15 protein-coding genes and 1 tRNA gene are annotated in these 13885 nt (G+C 67.9%); 3 read left to right on the forward strand and 13 right to left on the reverse strand.

Translation table 11 applies throughout. From position 1 onward, the window contains the following. From AC1DOC_RS03090 to yaaA, 8 genes are all read right to left on the reverse strand, one after another. On the reverse strand, positions 1-386 hold a 386-nt coding region (locus tag AC1DOC_RS03090; RefSeq protein ID WP_478129389.1), incomplete at its 3' end, for an enolase-like domain-containing protein. A gap of 110 nt (positions 387-496) precedes the next feature. Then, on the reverse strand, positions 497-1384 hold the full coding sequence (locus AC1DOC_RS03095; protein ID WP_436042809.1) for a LysR family transcriptional regulator: 888 nt from the start codon (positions 1382-1384) through the stop codon (positions 497-499). A gap of 19 nt (positions 1385-1403) precedes the next feature. Further along, positions 1404-2294: a LysR family transcriptional regulator gene (locus AC1DOC_RS03100; protein ID WP_062362937.1), complete on the reverse strand. Its 891-nt coding sequence runs from the start codon at positions 2292-2294 to the stop codon at positions 1404-1406. Positions 2295-2390: 96 nt separating this feature from the next. Continuing rightward, positions 2391-3296 carry an SDR family NAD(P)-dependent oxidoreductase gene (locus AC1DOC_RS03105; protein ID WP_012746452.1) on the reverse strand — a complete coding sequence of 302 codons (906 nt, stop codon included), beginning with the start codon at positions 3294-3296 and terminating at the stop codon, positions 2391-2393. A 114-nt stretch (positions 3297-3410) separates the two neighbouring features. Continuing rightward, positions 3411-4289: an NADPH-dependent 7-cyano-7-deazaguanine reductase QueF gene (queF, locus tag AC1DOC_RS03110; protein WP_436042806.1), complete on the reverse strand. Its 879-nt coding sequence runs from the start codon at positions 4287-4289 to the stop codon at positions 3411-3413. Then, positions 4286-5185: an alpha/beta fold hydrolase gene (locus tag AC1DOC_RS03115; RefSeq protein WP_436042804.1), complete on the reverse strand. Its 900-nt coding sequence runs from the start codon at positions 5183-5185 to the stop codon at positions 4286-4288. The genes queF and AC1DOC_RS03115 overlap by 4 nt, the downstream gene beginning before the upstream one ends. Positions 5186-5202: 17 nt before the next feature. Continuing rightward, positions 5203-6042: a 2OG-Fe(II) oxygenase gene (locus AC1DOC_RS03120; RefSeq protein WP_412510479.1), complete on the reverse strand. Its 840-nt coding sequence runs from the start codon at positions 6040-6042 to the stop codon at positions 5203-5205. A 1-nt stretch (position 6043) separates the two neighbouring features. Then, complete coding sequence (gene yaaA, locus AC1DOC_RS03125; protein WP_436042801.1) at positions 6044-6826, reverse strand: peroxide stress protein YaaA; 783 nt, start codon at positions 6824-6826, stop codon at positions 6044-6046. A gap of 107 nt (positions 6827-6933) precedes the next feature. Here yaaA and AC1DOC_RS03130 point away from each other — a divergent pair, with 107 nt between their 5' ends. Continuing rightward, positions 6934-9813 (forward strand): valine--tRNA ligase, encoded by a 2880-nt coding sequence (locus AC1DOC_RS03130; RefSeq protein ID WP_478129390.1) that lies wholly within the window; start codon positions 6934-6936, stop codon positions 9811-9813. Between the two features lie 109 nt (positions 9814-9922). Next, positions 9923-10813, forward strand: a complete 891-nt coding sequence (gene galU, locus AC1DOC_RS03135) for a UTP--glucose-1-phosphate uridylyltransferase GalU (protein ID WP_018903186.1) — start codon at positions 9923-9925, stop codon at positions 10811-10813. Between the two features lie 41 nt (positions 10814-10854). Here the strand turns inward: galU and AC1DOC_RS03140 are convergent, their stop codons facing one another. The 3 genes from AC1DOC_RS03140 to cysM are packed head-to-tail and all read right to left on the reverse strand — an operon-like array spanning position 10855 to position 12561. Next, entirely contained in the window at positions 10855-11082 is a 228-nt protein-coding gene (locus tag AC1DOC_RS03140) for a sulfurtransferase TusA family protein (RefSeq protein WP_012746445.1), read from the reverse strand. Continuing rightward, positions 11072-11650, reverse strand: coding sequence for an NUDIX hydrolase (locus AC1DOC_RS03145; RefSeq protein ID WP_012746444.1), 579 nt, complete (start codon positions 11648-11650; stop codon positions 11072-11074). The genes AC1DOC_RS03140 and AC1DOC_RS03145 overlap by 11 nt, the downstream gene beginning before the upstream one ends. Positions 11651-11658: 8 nt before the next feature. Beyond that, positions 11659-12561 carry a cysteine synthase CysM gene (gene cysM, locus AC1DOC_RS03150; RefSeq protein WP_027730911.1) on the reverse strand — a complete coding sequence of 301 codons (903 nt, stop codon included), beginning with the start codon at positions 12559-12561 and terminating at the stop codon, positions 11659-11661. A 41-nt stretch (positions 12562-12602) separates the two neighbouring features. On the opposite strand from cysM, the gene AC1DOC_RS03155 reads away from it, so the two are divergent. Next, positions 12603-12687 (forward strand) — tRNA-Leu (locus AC1DOC_RS03155). 27 nt (positions 12688-12714) lie between these two features. Here AC1DOC_RS03155 and AC1DOC_RS03160 read toward each other — a convergent pair. Both AC1DOC_RS03160 and AC1DOC_RS03165 read right to left on the reverse strand, forming a co-directional pair. After that, positions 12715-13341, reverse strand: a complete 627-nt coding sequence (locus AC1DOC_RS03160; protein WP_478081153.1) for a DUF7002 family protein — start codon at positions 13339-13341, stop codon at positions 12715-12717. Between the two features lie 4 nt (positions 13342-13345). Beyond that, positions 13346-13885: Rossmann-fold NAD(P)-binding domain-containing protein (locus tag AC1DOC_RS03165; protein WP_478129391.1), on the reverse strand; the 540-nt coding region annotated here is incomplete at its 5' end.

A 13885-nucleotide genomic window follows, 5' to 3' on the forward strand; every position in this document is an offset into this window, starting at 1 on the left:
ACCCTGGAGCGCGCACCGCCCAGCAGGCGCCACAGCGGCTGGCCGAGCGCCCTGGCCTTCAAATCCCACAGCGCGATGTCGAGCGCGGCAATGGCGTGGCTCGCATAGCCGGTCTGGCCGCGCGGCGAGAGCAGCCAGTAGAGCTTCTCCCACAGGCGCTCGGTGGCCATCGGGTCTTCGCCGATCAATGCCGGGCCGGCCACCTCGCGCACGGCGGCGGCAATGATTTCTTCTTCGGTGATGGCCGTCATGCCATGGCCGACGAGGCCGGTGTCGGTCTCGATCTCGGTCAGGCAGAGCGAAAGCGAGGTCTGCTGGTTGAGCCCCAGCACATCGATGGTGACGGGAATGTTCAGCGGCGTGGCGCTGACGCGGATGATCTTCAAGAATGTCTCCTTTTGCCTTGCTTCGGCTGCACGATTCTTAGTGCGCAGGCCGTGGAGAACAATTCGTTTTTGGCGGGCGCGAGGCTTCGCGCGGCGCGAAGGCTCGGGGCTCAGTCCGGCCGGCCGAGGTGCTCCAGCACCGAGCGCGCGGCCGCGGTCAGGTCCTGCTGCCGCCGCACGCACAGCAGGTGGCGACGCACCGCCCACGGCGCATCGAGCTTCAGGCAGCGCAGCTTCAGTATCTGCAGCTGCGGCAGGATGGCCGCATAAGGCAGCACACCGATGCCCACGCCCTGCTCCACCATGCGGCACACCATGTCGAAGCTGCCCACCTGCATGCGCACCTTGAGCGGCAGCTGCGCCTCCAGTGCCGCGTTCAGCAGCACGCGGTGCAGCGCCGTGCCTTCGCGCACCACGATATGGTCGTGCCGCAGCACCTCCTCCACGCCGATGCGCTTGCGCCTGGCCAGCGGATGGTCGCGCGCCACCACCACGGCCAGTTCATCGCTGCGGTAGGGCAGGCATTCGAGCATTTCGGCGGGCGTGTTGCCCTCGATCACGCCGATGTCGGCCAGGCCGGCCTGCACGGCCTTCACCACCTCGGTGCTGGCGCGCTCCTGCAGGTCGATCTTGAGCACCGGATGCAGCCGCAGGAAGGAGCCGATCTGCGCGGGCAGGAACTGCGCGATGGTGGACGCGTTGGCCGTGATGCTGACCACGCCCGCCACGCCGTTCTGGAAGTCGTCGAGCTCGGCGCCCAGCCGGTCCATGGCCGAGAGCACGGCGCGTGCATGCAGCAGCAGGCCGTGGCCCGCCGAAGTGAGCGTCACGCCACGCGCATGGCGCACCAGCAGCGGCAGCCGCGCGCGGGCTTCCAGGTCGGAGATGCGCTTGCTCGCGGCCGCCAGCGCGATGTGGCAGCGCTTGGCGCCTTCGCTGATGCTGCCGTGGTCGGCCACGGTCACGAACAGGCGCAGCGACTTCAGGTCGGCGGACATGGCCTGCGCGCCCTCTTCTTCAGGGCGCAACGAGGTGGTCGAACAGCTCGCGCGCCGAGGCCGGCAGCTGCTCGCGGCTGCGTGCGATGAGCTTGAGCTCGCGCTCGGCCCAGGCATCGCTGAGCGCCACGGTCGCGATGCGCATCGCCATCGACAGCCGCTGCGCCGACGAGGCCGGCAGCACGCCCACCCCCACGCCCGCCTCGATCATCAGGCAGATCGCCTCGAAGCTGCTGACCTGGATGCGCGGGTTGAAGCCGCGGCCGGCCAGCTCGGCCCGGCGCTGCAGAAAGCGGTGGATGGCGCTGCCGTGGTGCAGGCCCACGTGCTGCTCGTCGAGCGTGTCGGCAAAGGCCACCGAGGCCGCACCCGCCAGGTGATGCGCCGCGGGCACCACCAGCACCAGCTGGTTGCGGCCGAAGGGGCGCGCGTCGAGTTCGCCGGTGTGCACGTCGCCGGCCAGGATGCCGATGTCGGCCTCGCCATCGGCCACGGCGCGCACGATCTCCTCGCTCAGGTATTCGCGCAGGTCCACCTGCACCGCCGGATGCTGCGTGAGAAAGCCGGCCAGCTTCTGCGGCAGGTATTCGGTGATGGAGGTGGTGTTGGCGAACACGCGCACATGGCCCTTGATGCCCTTGCCGAAATCCTGCATGTCGCAGCGCAGGTGCTCCATCTGCTGCATCACGCGCTTGGCGTGGTAGAGCACCGCCTGCCCTGCCGCCGTGAGGCTCACGCCCTGCGCGCTTCGGTGCAAGAGCTTGCCGCCCACGGCCTCTTCCATCTGCTTGATGCGGGTGGAGGCGGCCGCCAGCGAGATGCAGGCCTTCTCGGCGCCGCGCGTGAGGCTGCGCGCGTCCGCCACGTAGACGAACAGTTTCAGGTCGAACAGGTCGAAATGCAGGTTCACCGGACAAGCGCGCCAGAAAGAAAGGAAGCGTGCATTGTCCGGCGAATGGCGCTGCGCGCGCCGGCCTCAGGGTTTGACCTCAGGAGCGGGCCCCGCTCAGACCGGATCCCAGCTGAACACGTCGGCCGAGCGGTCCAGCGGATGAAAGCTCGCGCGCATGGCCGGCATGGCGTGCTCGGCAATGCTCTGCGGCGTCCAGCCTTCGGAGCGATGGATGGAGCGCACCGGCCGCGGCTGGCTGATGAGCGAGATCTCGTTGTTGCGCACCGAGAAGATCTGGCCGTTGACCGCGCCGGCCGCATCGCTTGCCAGGTACACCGCCAGCGGCGCCACCTTGGCGGGCGTCATCTGCTTGATCTTGTCGACGCGGGCGCGCTGCTCGTCGGTGTCGGTGGGAATGGCGCCGATCATGCGGCTCCATGCAAAGGGTGCGATGCAGTTGGAGCGCACGTTGAACTTGAGCATGTCGAGCGCGATCGACTTCGACAGCGCCACGATGCCGAGCTTGGCCGCTGCATAGTTGGCCTGGCCGTAGTTGCCGATGAGGCCCGAGGTCGAGGTCATGTGCACCATCGCGCCCGAGTTCTGCTCCTTGAAGTGCGTGGCGGCCGCGCGGCTCACGTAGTAGGCGCCGTACAGGTGCACCTTGAGCACGGCGTCCCACTCGTCGACCGACATCTTGTGGAAGAACCGGTCGCGCAGGATGCCCGCGTTGTTGACCACCGCGTCGATGCGCCCGAAGCTCTCGACCGCGCATTCGACGATGCGCGCCGCGCTGGCCGCATCGGCCACGCTGTCGGTGTTGGGCACGGCCTGGCCGCCCGCRGCGCGGATCTCGTCGACCACCTGTTGCGCGGGGCCGGCACTGCCGCCCGCACCATCAAGGGCCGCGCCGATGTCGTTCACCACCACCTTGGCGCCATGGCTCGCCATGGCCAGCGCGATGTCGCGCCCGATGCCGCCGCCCGCGCCGGTGACGACGACTACTTTTCCTTCAACCATGTGTGTCTGCTCCGGATAGCCGCCCGCAGTGTCGCGGGCAGTTCCAGAATGCCACAGGGGCCGGGCTGCGGGTTCCGGATTTCCGAAGAGGGGCTTCGGCGGCGCCCTTGCCCCTTATTGCCGCGCGGTGCGGATGTTCGGCGGCAGCGCCTGCGGCCAGCTGGTGCGGAACGGATTGATGTCGAGCCCGCCGCGCCGCGTGTAGCGCGCATACACGGCGAGCTTGTTGGGCTGGCAGCGGCGCCAGATGTCGGTGAACATGCGCTCCACGCAGGGCTCGTGGAACTCGTTGTGGTTGCGAAAGCTCACGATGTATGCGAGCAGACCGGCCTGGTCGATGGCCGGGCCGCTGTAGCGGATCTGCACGCTGCCCCAGTCGGGCTGGCCGGTGACGAGGCAGTTGCTCTTGAGCAGGCGGCTGGTGAGCGTCTCGTTCACCGGCGGCTGGGTGCTGTCGCTGGACAGCAGCTCGGGCGCAGGCTGGTAATGGGTGCACTCGATGTCGAGCCGGTCCAGGTCCAGGCCGTCGAGTTCGTGCACCGGCTCGCGGTCGAACATGTCGGGTGCCAGCAGCTTCACGCCGATGCCGGCCGATTGGTCGCTGCCGCGCCAGAGCGCCTCGGACAGGTCGGCGCGCAGGCGGTCTCGCACCGCCTCGACGCTCGCGAAGGCGCTGCTGTTGAAGCTGTTGAGGTACAGCTTGAACGACTTGCTCTCGATGATGTTGGGCGTTTCGCAGGGGATGGTGAAGTGCGCGATGGCCAGCTGCGGCTTGCCGCGCAGGTTGAGCCAGCTCACCTCGAAGGCGGTCCAGAGATCGGCGCCGAAAAAGGGCAGCGCGCCGGCGGCGATGCCCATGGCTTCGCGCTGGGTGCTGCGCGCAATTGGAAAGAGCAGCGAGGGGTCGTACTTGTCGGCATAGGCCGAGGCACGGCCCAGCTGCGACTGCTCGGGCGTGTTGGGCTTGGCGGGAGGGATGTTGTCGAGGCTCATGGCTTGTGGTGTTCTTCGGCCGCGTGCAGGAACGGCGCGATGTGGTGGGCGAGGATGGCGCAGACCTCGGGCGGCAGGTCGTGGCCCATGCCGGGAATGCTGACGAACTTTGCGCCCGGAATGCGCTTGGCGGTATCCAGACCGCAGGCCATCGGCACCAGCGCGTCGGCTTCACCGTGCAGCACCAGCGTCGGGCACTTGATGCGCGGCAGCACTTCAGGGCGGCGCGCATCGGCGCCAATGGCGAGCATCTGGCGGAACATGCCGGCCGGACGGTAGGCGCGGCGCATGCTGAAGGTGAGGCGCTCGGCCAGCGCCTCGGTGCTTTGCGGATAGGCGGGGCTCTGGATGAGCCTGAGCAGCCGGATGCTGTGCGCCACCAGTTCGGCCTCGCCACCGCCCAGCGGCCGGCGTAGCAGCATGGCGGCCACGTCGCTGCGCGGTCCGGGCAGGCCGCGTGCGCCGCTGGAACTCATGATGCTCACGAGGCTGGCCACGCGATCGGGCGCTTCGGCGGCCAGGTGCTGCGCGATCATGCCGCCCATCGAGGCGCCGATGACGTGCGCCTGCTTGATGCCCAATGCGTCGAGCACGCCCAGTGAATCGCGCGCCATGTCCTGCAGAGTGTAGGCCGATCGCACCTGCAGGCCCAGCTTCTGTCGAATGCTCTCCCACACGATGTTGCCGGTGCCCGCATGGTCGAAGCCCTGGCTCAGCCCGATGTCGCGGTTGTCGTGGCGCACCACGCGAAAGCCCGCATCGACCAGCGCCTGCACGAAGTCCTGCGGCCAGCCGACCAGCTGCATGCCCAGGCCCATGATGAGCAGGGCCACCGGGCGGCCTTCGCCGCCGGTGTCGTCGACCTCGATCTGCAATCCGTTGGCCAGCAGCTTCATGGCGCTCCCGTGTCTGTTTATTTGAATTCGCGCTCGCGCAGCCACTTGGTGGCGACCCACTTCTCGCCTGCGAGCACGGGCGCGCCTCCATGCAGCGTGCGGGTGGCGGGGTCGGGTTCCTCGTAGCTGAAGAACACGCCGGTGCCGCGCACGGGCGCCACTTCCAGGCCCACGTCGGGGAAGGTGGTGGCGCCGCCCTGCCCGGGCTCCTGCAGGTACATCACGAGGGTGGCCACGCGCTGGCCGCCGCGCTTGAGGATGGTGGGCGTGCCGGGCTCGCCGGGGTCGAAGTAGTCGTAGTGCGGGCGGTACTGGGCGCCGGGCGCATAGCGCAGGATCTGCAGGCCTTCGCCAAACTCCACCGGCCAGCGCAGCAGCGCGGCAATGCGCTGCTCGAGGCGCGCGACGATGTCGTTCTCGCCGCGCTCGAAGAACATGCCCTCGCTGGTGCGGTCGACGTTGAGCACCTCGCCGCCGGTGCGCGTCTCGACCGTGAGCGAGCGCGCCAGCCGCACCCGCGCGGCGGCAATCAGCCCTTCGCACTCCTCGGGCGACAACAGGTTGCCGAACACGACGACGCGCGGATGCCGCATGGTCTGCAGCACCTGCACGCGGCGGTCGCCCGCGTCGATGTACAGCGGCGCGCCTTCGAGATCGGGGCCGGGCATCTCGGTGCGCCGCGGCCGGGCCACTTCCACGTGGGGAAAGCCGGCCTCGAGCTGCGCCAGCGCCAGGTCGGTGGCCGCGTCCTGCCAGCCGGCCGCGCGCATCGAGGCGCGTAGCGCAGGCACCGAATGCCCGGCTGCGAGCTGCGACACCAGCCATTCCCGGAGCTCCGGACTGATCGGTTGCGACATATCAAGTCTTCCTTCTGAACACCAGCCTTTCGGCCGTCGACGCCGTGGCATCGAAACCATAACCCTCGAGATCGAATTTTTCCAGCGCCTTGGGCGTGGCGGCCTTGTGCAGCACCGCCCAGCGCGCGAGCAGGCCGCGGGCCCGCTTGGCGTAGAAGCTCACGATCTTGTACCTGTCGCCCTTCCACTCCTCGAACACGCATTCGACCACGCGCGCCTTGAGCGCCTTCCGGTCCACCGACCTGAAGTACTCCTGCGAGGCCACATTGACCACCACGGGCGTGCGGTCCGCCGCCAGGCGCTGGTTCAGGTGCTCCGCAATGCGCGCGCCCCAGAAGGCATACAGGTCCTTGCCGTGCCGATTGGCAAGCGGCGTGCCCATCTCCAGCCGGTAGGGCTGCAGCAGGTCGAGCGGGCGCAAGAGGCCGTAGAGGCCGCTCAGGATGCAAACGTGCTCCTGCGCCCAGGCCAGCTGCGCGGGCGTGAGCGAGCGCGCATCGAGCCCGCCGTAGACGTCGCCATCGAACGCGAAGGCGGCCTGGCGCGCATTCTTCGGCGTGCTCTTGCCGGACCAGGCCTGGTAGCGCGCCACGTTCAGCGTGGAGAGCTTGTCCGACAGGTGCATGAGCTCGGAGATCTGCTGCGGCGACTTCTCGCGCAGCAGCTTGATCAGTTCGGCCGAGGGGCCGCGGGGGGCTTCGAAATGGGGTTGGGTGGCGGGGACTTCGGTGGGAACGGGGGTGTCGTAGTCGAGCGATTTCGCAGGGGAGAGCAGGAAGAGCATCCCGGAATTATGTGGGGTGGGCCTGCCCCGGGGCGGCCCCGGTAAAATCGCCGGCTATCCCATCTTGTCCCCACGGCACCCCCGAAGGCGCCGCTTCTGCATTTCCCATGAGCGAACCCACCACCCCTTCCGCCCAGCCTGGACTGGAGAGCCTCTCCAAGTCGTTCGAACCCGCCGCCATCGAGGCGCACTGGGGCCCCGAGTGGGAAAAGCGCGGCTACGCCAAGGCGGGCTTTCGCGGCACGCAGGCGCCCAAGGAAGGCGCCGATTCCTTCGCCATCCAGCTGCCGCCGCCCAACGTGACAGGCACGCTGCACATGGGCCATGCGTTCAACCAGACCATCATGGACAGCCTGGCGCGCTACCACCGCATGAAGGGCGACAACACGCTGTGGGTGCCGGGCACCGACCATGCGGGCATCGCGACGCAGATCGTGGTGGAGCGCCAGCTGCAGGAACAGAAGATCAGCCGCCACGACCTCGGCCGCAAGAACTTCGTGGCACGCGTGTGGGAATGGAAGGAAAGGTCGGGCAACACCATCACCGAGCAGATGCGCCGCATGGGCGACACGGTCGACTGGAGCCGCGAATACTTCACGATGGACGACGACCTCTCGAAGGTGGTCACGCAGACCTTCGTCTCGCTCTATGAAGAAGGCCTGATCTACCGCGGCAAGCGGCTGGGCAACTGGGACCCGGTGCTCAAGACCTCGGTGAGCGACCTCGAAGTGGAAAGCGAAGAGGAAGACGGCTCGCTCTGGCACATCGCCTATCCGCTGGCAGACGGCAGCGGCACGCTCACGGTGGCCACCACGCGGCCCGAGACGATGCTCGGCGACACGGCCGTGATGGTCCACCCCGAGGACGAGCGCTACCGGCCGCTGATCGGCAAGCAGGTGCGGCTGCCGCTGGTGGACCGGCTGATTCCGATCATTGCCGACGACTACGTCGACAAGGAATTCGGCACCGGCGTGGTCAAGGTCACGCCCGCGCACGACTACAACGACTACGCGGTCGGCCAGCGCCACAAGCTCGAGCTGATCGGCATCCTCGCGCTGGACGCCACCATCAACGACAACGCGCCCGAGAAATACCGCGGCATGGACCGCTTCGTGGCGCGCAAGGCCATCGTGGCCGACCTCGATGCGCTCGGCCTCCTGGTCGAGGTGAAGAAGCACAAGCTCATGGTGCCGCGCTGCGCGCGCTCCGGCGCCATCGTCGAGCCGATGCTCACCGACCAGTGGTACGTGGCCATGACGCGGCCCGGCGCCGACGGCACCTCGATCGCGCAGAAGGCCATCGACGTGGTGAAGACCGGCGAGGTGCGCTTCGTGCCCGAGAACTGGGTCAACACCTACAACCACTGGATGGAGAACATCCAGGACTGGACCATCTCGCGCCAGCTCTGGTGGGGCCACCAGATCCCGGCCTGGTACGACGAGGACGGCAAGGTGTACGTGGCGCATGACGAGGCCGAGGCGCAGGCCAAGGCCCCGGGCAAGACGCTTCGCCGCGACGAGGACGTGCTCGACACCTGGTATTCGTCCGCGCTGGTGCCCTTCTCCTCGCTCGGCTGGCCCGAGAAGACCGAGGACCTCGCGCTGTACCTGCCCTCCACGGTGCTCGTGACGGGCTACGACATCATCTTCTTCTGGGTCGCSCGSATGATCATGATGACCAAGCACTTCACCGGCAAGGTGCCGTTCAAGGACGTCTACATCCACGGCCTGGTGCGCGACGCACAGGGCAAGAAGATGAGCAAGTCCGAAGGCAACGTGCTCGACCCGGTCGACCTGATCGACGGCATTGCGCTGCCCGAACTGCTCGACAAGCGCACGCAGGGCCTGCGCAAGCCCGAGACCGCACCTGCCGTGCGCAAGAACACGCAGAAGGAATTTCCCGATGGCATTCCGGCCTTCGGCGCCGATGCGCTGCGCTTCACCTTCGCTTCGCTCGCATCGCTGGGCCGCAGCATCAACTTCGACAGCAAGCGCTGTGAGGGCTACCGCAACTTCTGCAACAAGCTCTGGAACGCCACGCGCTTCGTGCTGATGAACTGCGAAGGGCAGGACTGCGGCCTGCGCGAGCACACGAAGGAAGAATGCGCGGTCGGCGGCCCGGCGCACGGCTACCTGAAGTTCAGCCGCGCCGATTTCTGGATCGCATCGCAGCTGCAGCGCGTCGAGGCCGAAGTGGCCAAGGGCTTCGAKGAATACCGGCTCGACAACGTGGCCAACGCCATCTACCAGTTCGCCTGGGACGAGTTCTGCGACTGGTACCTGGAGATCGCCAAGGTGCAGATCCAGACCGGCGACGATGCGCAAAAGCGCGCCACGCGCCGCACGCTGATCCGCACGCTCGAGGCCTTGCTGCGCCTCGCGCACCCGGTGATTCCGTTCATCACCGAGGAGCTCTGGCAGAAGGTGGCGCCCGTCGCCGGACGCGAGGGCGAATCGATCATGGTCGCGGCCTACCCCCAAAGCCAGGCCGGGAAGATCGACGAAGCGGCCGAAGCGCATGTGGCGCGCCTGAAGGCGCTGGTCGATGCCTGCCGCACGCTGCGCGGCGAAATGAACGTGTCGCCCGCGGTGCGCCTGCCGCTCTATGCGGTGGCCGACGATGCCGAGGGCGCGGCCTTCCTGCGCGACGCGGCGCCGGTGCTGCAGGCACTGGCCAAGCTCAAGGAAGTGAAGGTCTTCGACGACGAGGCTTCCTGGTCGGCGGCGGCCGAAGCGGCGCCCGTGGCCGTGGTCGGCACGGCGCGCCTGTGCCTGCACATGGAGATCGACAAGGCCGCCGAGCGCGCGCGCATCGGCAAGGAAATCGCCCGCATCGAGGGCGAGATCCTCAAGGTGAACGGCAAGCTCGGCAATGAAGCCTTCGTGGCCAAGGCACCGCCGGCCGTGATCGAGCAGGAGCGCAAGCGCCTGGCCGATTTCAGCACCATGTTGGAGCGTCTTCGCGACCAGCTTGTGCGTCTCGGCTGACACACGCGGGCCTGGGCAAGGTTTAGCATGGCAACGACGGCCTTTCCGTGCCGCCGTTGATCCATCGAACCTTCTTCTTCAACTGAACGAACAGACGCCCAAATTGTCCATGCCCACTCCCTCGACACGCATCCGCAAGGCCGTATTTCCTGTTGCAGGTTTCGGCACCCGCTTTCTGCCCGCCACCAAGGCGCAGCCCAAGGAAATGCTGCCGGTTGTCGACAAGCCACTCATCCAGTACGCGGTTGAGGAAGCCTACGCGGCGGGCATTCGCGACATGATTTTCGTAACTGGCCGAAACAAACGTGCCATCGAAGACCACTACGACACCGCCTACGAACTCGAGAGCCAGCTCGAGGCCAGCGGCAAGCTCGAACTGCTCAACATCGCGCGCTCGGTCATGCCCGACGACATGACCTGCTCCTACGTGCGCCAGCCGCGCATGCTGGGGCTCGGCCATGCGGTGCTGTGCGCCGAACACTTGGTGGGCAACGAACCCTTCGCCGTGCTGCTGGCCGACGACCTGATGGTCGGCCCTGTGGGCGGCGCACCGGTGCTCGCGCAGATGACGGCCGCCTTCGGCAAGCTCGGTGCTTCGGTGCTMGCGGTGCAGGAAGTGCCGCTCGAACACGTCAAGCGCTACGGCATCGTGGCGGGCGAATCGATCGGCGACGACCTCGTGAAGGTCGATCGCATGATCGAGAAGCCCTCGCCGGACAAGGCACCGTCGCGCCTTGGCGTGGCGGGCCGCTACATCCTCACGCCCGGCGTGTTCGACGAGATCCGCAACCAGCCCAAGGGCGCGGGCGGCGAGATCCAGCTCACCGACGGCATCGCGGCGCTGATGAAGAAGGAAGCGGTCTACGCCTATGCCTACAAGGGCACGCGCTACGACTGCGGCAGCAAGGAAGGCTTCCTGCAAGCCTCGGTGGAGCTTGCGCTCGCGCACCCCGAAGTCGGCGGGCAGTTCCGCGAATACCTCAAGAGCCTGGAGCTCTGAAGAAAAAGGGCCCCCGACGGGGCCCTTTTCTTTTCCGGCGCTCAGCGCCTCTTCAGCACGTGGATGAAGTCGCTGCCGATGGTCTGCTGCTCGACCAGCTCGTTGCCGGTCTGCCGCGCAAAGGCCTGGAAGTCGCGCAGCGATCCCGGGTCGGTCGACACCACCTTCAGCAGCTGGCCGCTCGCCATGTCGTTGAGCGATTTCTTGGCCTTGAGAATGGGCAGCGGGCAGTTCAGGCCCCGCGTGTCGAGTTCGCGGTCAACCTGCATGCTTCGGCTCCTCGGGCGGCAGGTTCAGGCCGCGCCGCCGTTCCTCGTTTTCCGCTGCGGTAAAGAACACCGGCTCGTGCCCCCGCGTGCGCAGCCAGTCGGCCAGCGCATAGCCGGTGCCCGCGGGCCAGCACTTGAGGTCGGGCAGGTCGTAGAGGCGGTAGTCCAGCAGCTCGGGCGAAAGCTTGACCTCGCCATCGGCCACCACGTGGTAGGCGATGATGATCTGGTTCATGCGCTGGAAGTCGTACGCGCCCACGAGTTGGGTCGCGCTCACGTCGAGGTTGGTTTCTTCCTTGACCTCGCGCGCAATGCCTTCCTCGGGCGTTTCGCCGGCTTCCATGAAGCCGGTGATCAGCGCATACATCTTCACCGGCCAGGCGGCGTTTCGCGCCAGCAGCACCTGGCCGCGGTACTCGACGATGGCCGCGAGCACGGGCGTGGGGTTGTTCCAGTGCGTGTGGCCGCAGGAGGGGCAGCGCAGGCGCTCCTTGGGACCGCCGTCTTCCATCAGGGCGATCCATTCGAGCGGCGTGGCGCAGGCCTGGCAGAACTTGGGATGGGCCATGGCTTCGGTCAGGCGGGAAAGACGCCGGTCGACAGGTACCGGTCGCCGCGGTCGCATACCACGAACACGATGGTCGCGTTCTCGACCGTCTTGGCAACCTCGAGCGCCACCCAGAGCGCGCCGGCCGCGGAGATGCCGCCGAAGATGCCCTCCTCGCGCGCGAGGCGCCGGCACATCTCCTCGGCGTTGTCCTGGCTCACGCTGATTTCTTCGTCGACCCGGCTCGGGTCGTAGATCTTGGGCAGGTATTCGGCCGGCCACTTGCGGATGCCCGGGATGCGCGAGCCTTCGGCCGGCTGCGCGCCGATGATGCGCACCGCGGGGTTCTTTTCCTTCAGGAAGCGCGAGACGCCGGTGATGGTGCCGGTGGTGCCCATGGCGCTCACGAAATGCGTGATCTTGCCCTTGGTGTCGGTCCAGATCTCGGGGCCGGTGGTCTCGTAGTGGATGCGCGGGTTGTCGGCGTTGGCGAACTGGTCGAGCACCCGGCCCTTGCCCTGCGCCACCATCTGCTCGGCCAGGTCGCGCGCGTATTCCATGCCGCCGCTCTTGGGCGTGAGCACCAGCTCGGCGCCGAAGGCCTTCATGGTCTGGGCGCGCTCGACGGACAGGTCCTCCGGCATGATCAGCACCATGCGGTAGCCCTTGATGGCCGCGGCCATGGCCAGCGCGATGCCGGTGTTGCCCGAGGTGGCTTCGATCAGCGTGTCGCCGGGCTTGATCTCGCCGCGCTCCTCGGCGCGCTTGATCATCGAAAGCGCAGGACGATCCTTCACCGAGCCCGCGGGATTGTTGCCTTCCAGCTTGCCGAGGATGACATTGCCGCGCCTGGCGTTTTCGGCCGCATCGATGCGTTGCAGTGCCACCAGGGGGGTCTTGCCGATGGCGTCTTCGATCGTCGGATAATTCATGGCAGCCACTGTGCCATAATTTTGGGCTTCCTTCCGGATGTGCCCGGGTGGTGAAATTGGTAGACGCAGGGGACTCAAAATCCCCCACCGAAAGGTGTGCCGGTTCGATTCCGGCCCCGGGCACCACCCCCTCCCCCTTTTTCCTGCCTGCCCTCACGCAGCCCCGATCATTTCGGTCGCCGTGACATGGTGCATCGCGTCCGGCACGGCCGCCGCGCGCAGCACCAGCTCGGCCGGCCGATGGCTCGCAGCCCGCACCGCCTGCCCCGGCAGCGCCTCCGATGCCCATCCCTTCGCCTGCCATTGCTTGAGCGGCACCAGCGTTCGCAGCCCCCGCGGCGCGGCCTTGCGCAGGGCGCTTCCGATGTTGAATGGCGTAACGTACGCGACAGCCTCGTAGACGGCCGCCAGCGCCTGCGCATCGAAGGTCAGCAGCACCTGCGGCCGGCCGCGCAGGGCGGCGCGATGGCGCTGCCCCCTTTCGGGGTCCAGCCAGAAGAACACGCAGCCGTTGAGCAGCGCATACCAGTCGGCCGGCGCCAGGCCGGGATCGAGGCAGCGTGCCAGTGCTCCGGGCGGCATGGGACGCTGGTCGCGGATGTAGCGGCCGCCGGGCAGCGTGACGCCCTCGGGGCGGTTCGCGCGCACCGAGGCTTCGACTTCAGGTCCGAAGGCGCCGCGCCGCAGCAGCTCGTCGGTGCTGCACAGCCCCTGCTGCCGCACCGCCGGCCAGTTGGCGGCATCGACGAAATGAAAAGCCTTCGCGGGCAGGTCCGGCACGGCTTCAGGCTGCTGCTGCTTCTTCGCGCAAGCCGGTGTGCACCGTCGGGTGCACGAGCCGAACGCGCAGTTCGCGCTTGAGCCGCGTGTTGTCGAGCCGGCGCGATTCGCCCATGAAGCTCAGCAGCTGCAAGGGCAGTTGGCGCTGGGCTTCCTCGCGGGCCACGCGCGGCGGGCGCGGCATGCCGTACAGGTCGGCCGCCAGGTCGATGTAGTCGCCCATGCGCAGCTCGGTGTCGTCCGAGGCATGCACGATGCGCTGCGGCCGGCCGCGGAACAGCGCCGCCACGCAGGCCCGCGCGAGATCGTCGGCATGGATGTGGCTGGTGAACACGTCGTCCTCGCGCCGCAGCACCGGTGTGCCGCGCGCGAGCCGCTGGCGCGGCGTGCCGCCCTCGCGGTCGGGCGCATAGATGCCCGGGATGCGCAGGATGCTGGCGCGCACACCCGCGCTGCGGCCGAGCCAGCGCACCGCGCGCTCGGCGTCCACGCGGCGGTGGGCGCGCGGCGTGTCGGGCCGCACGGGGCGCGTTTCGCTCACGCG

Source organism: Variovorax sp. 01T439_2 (assembly GCF_056398445.1).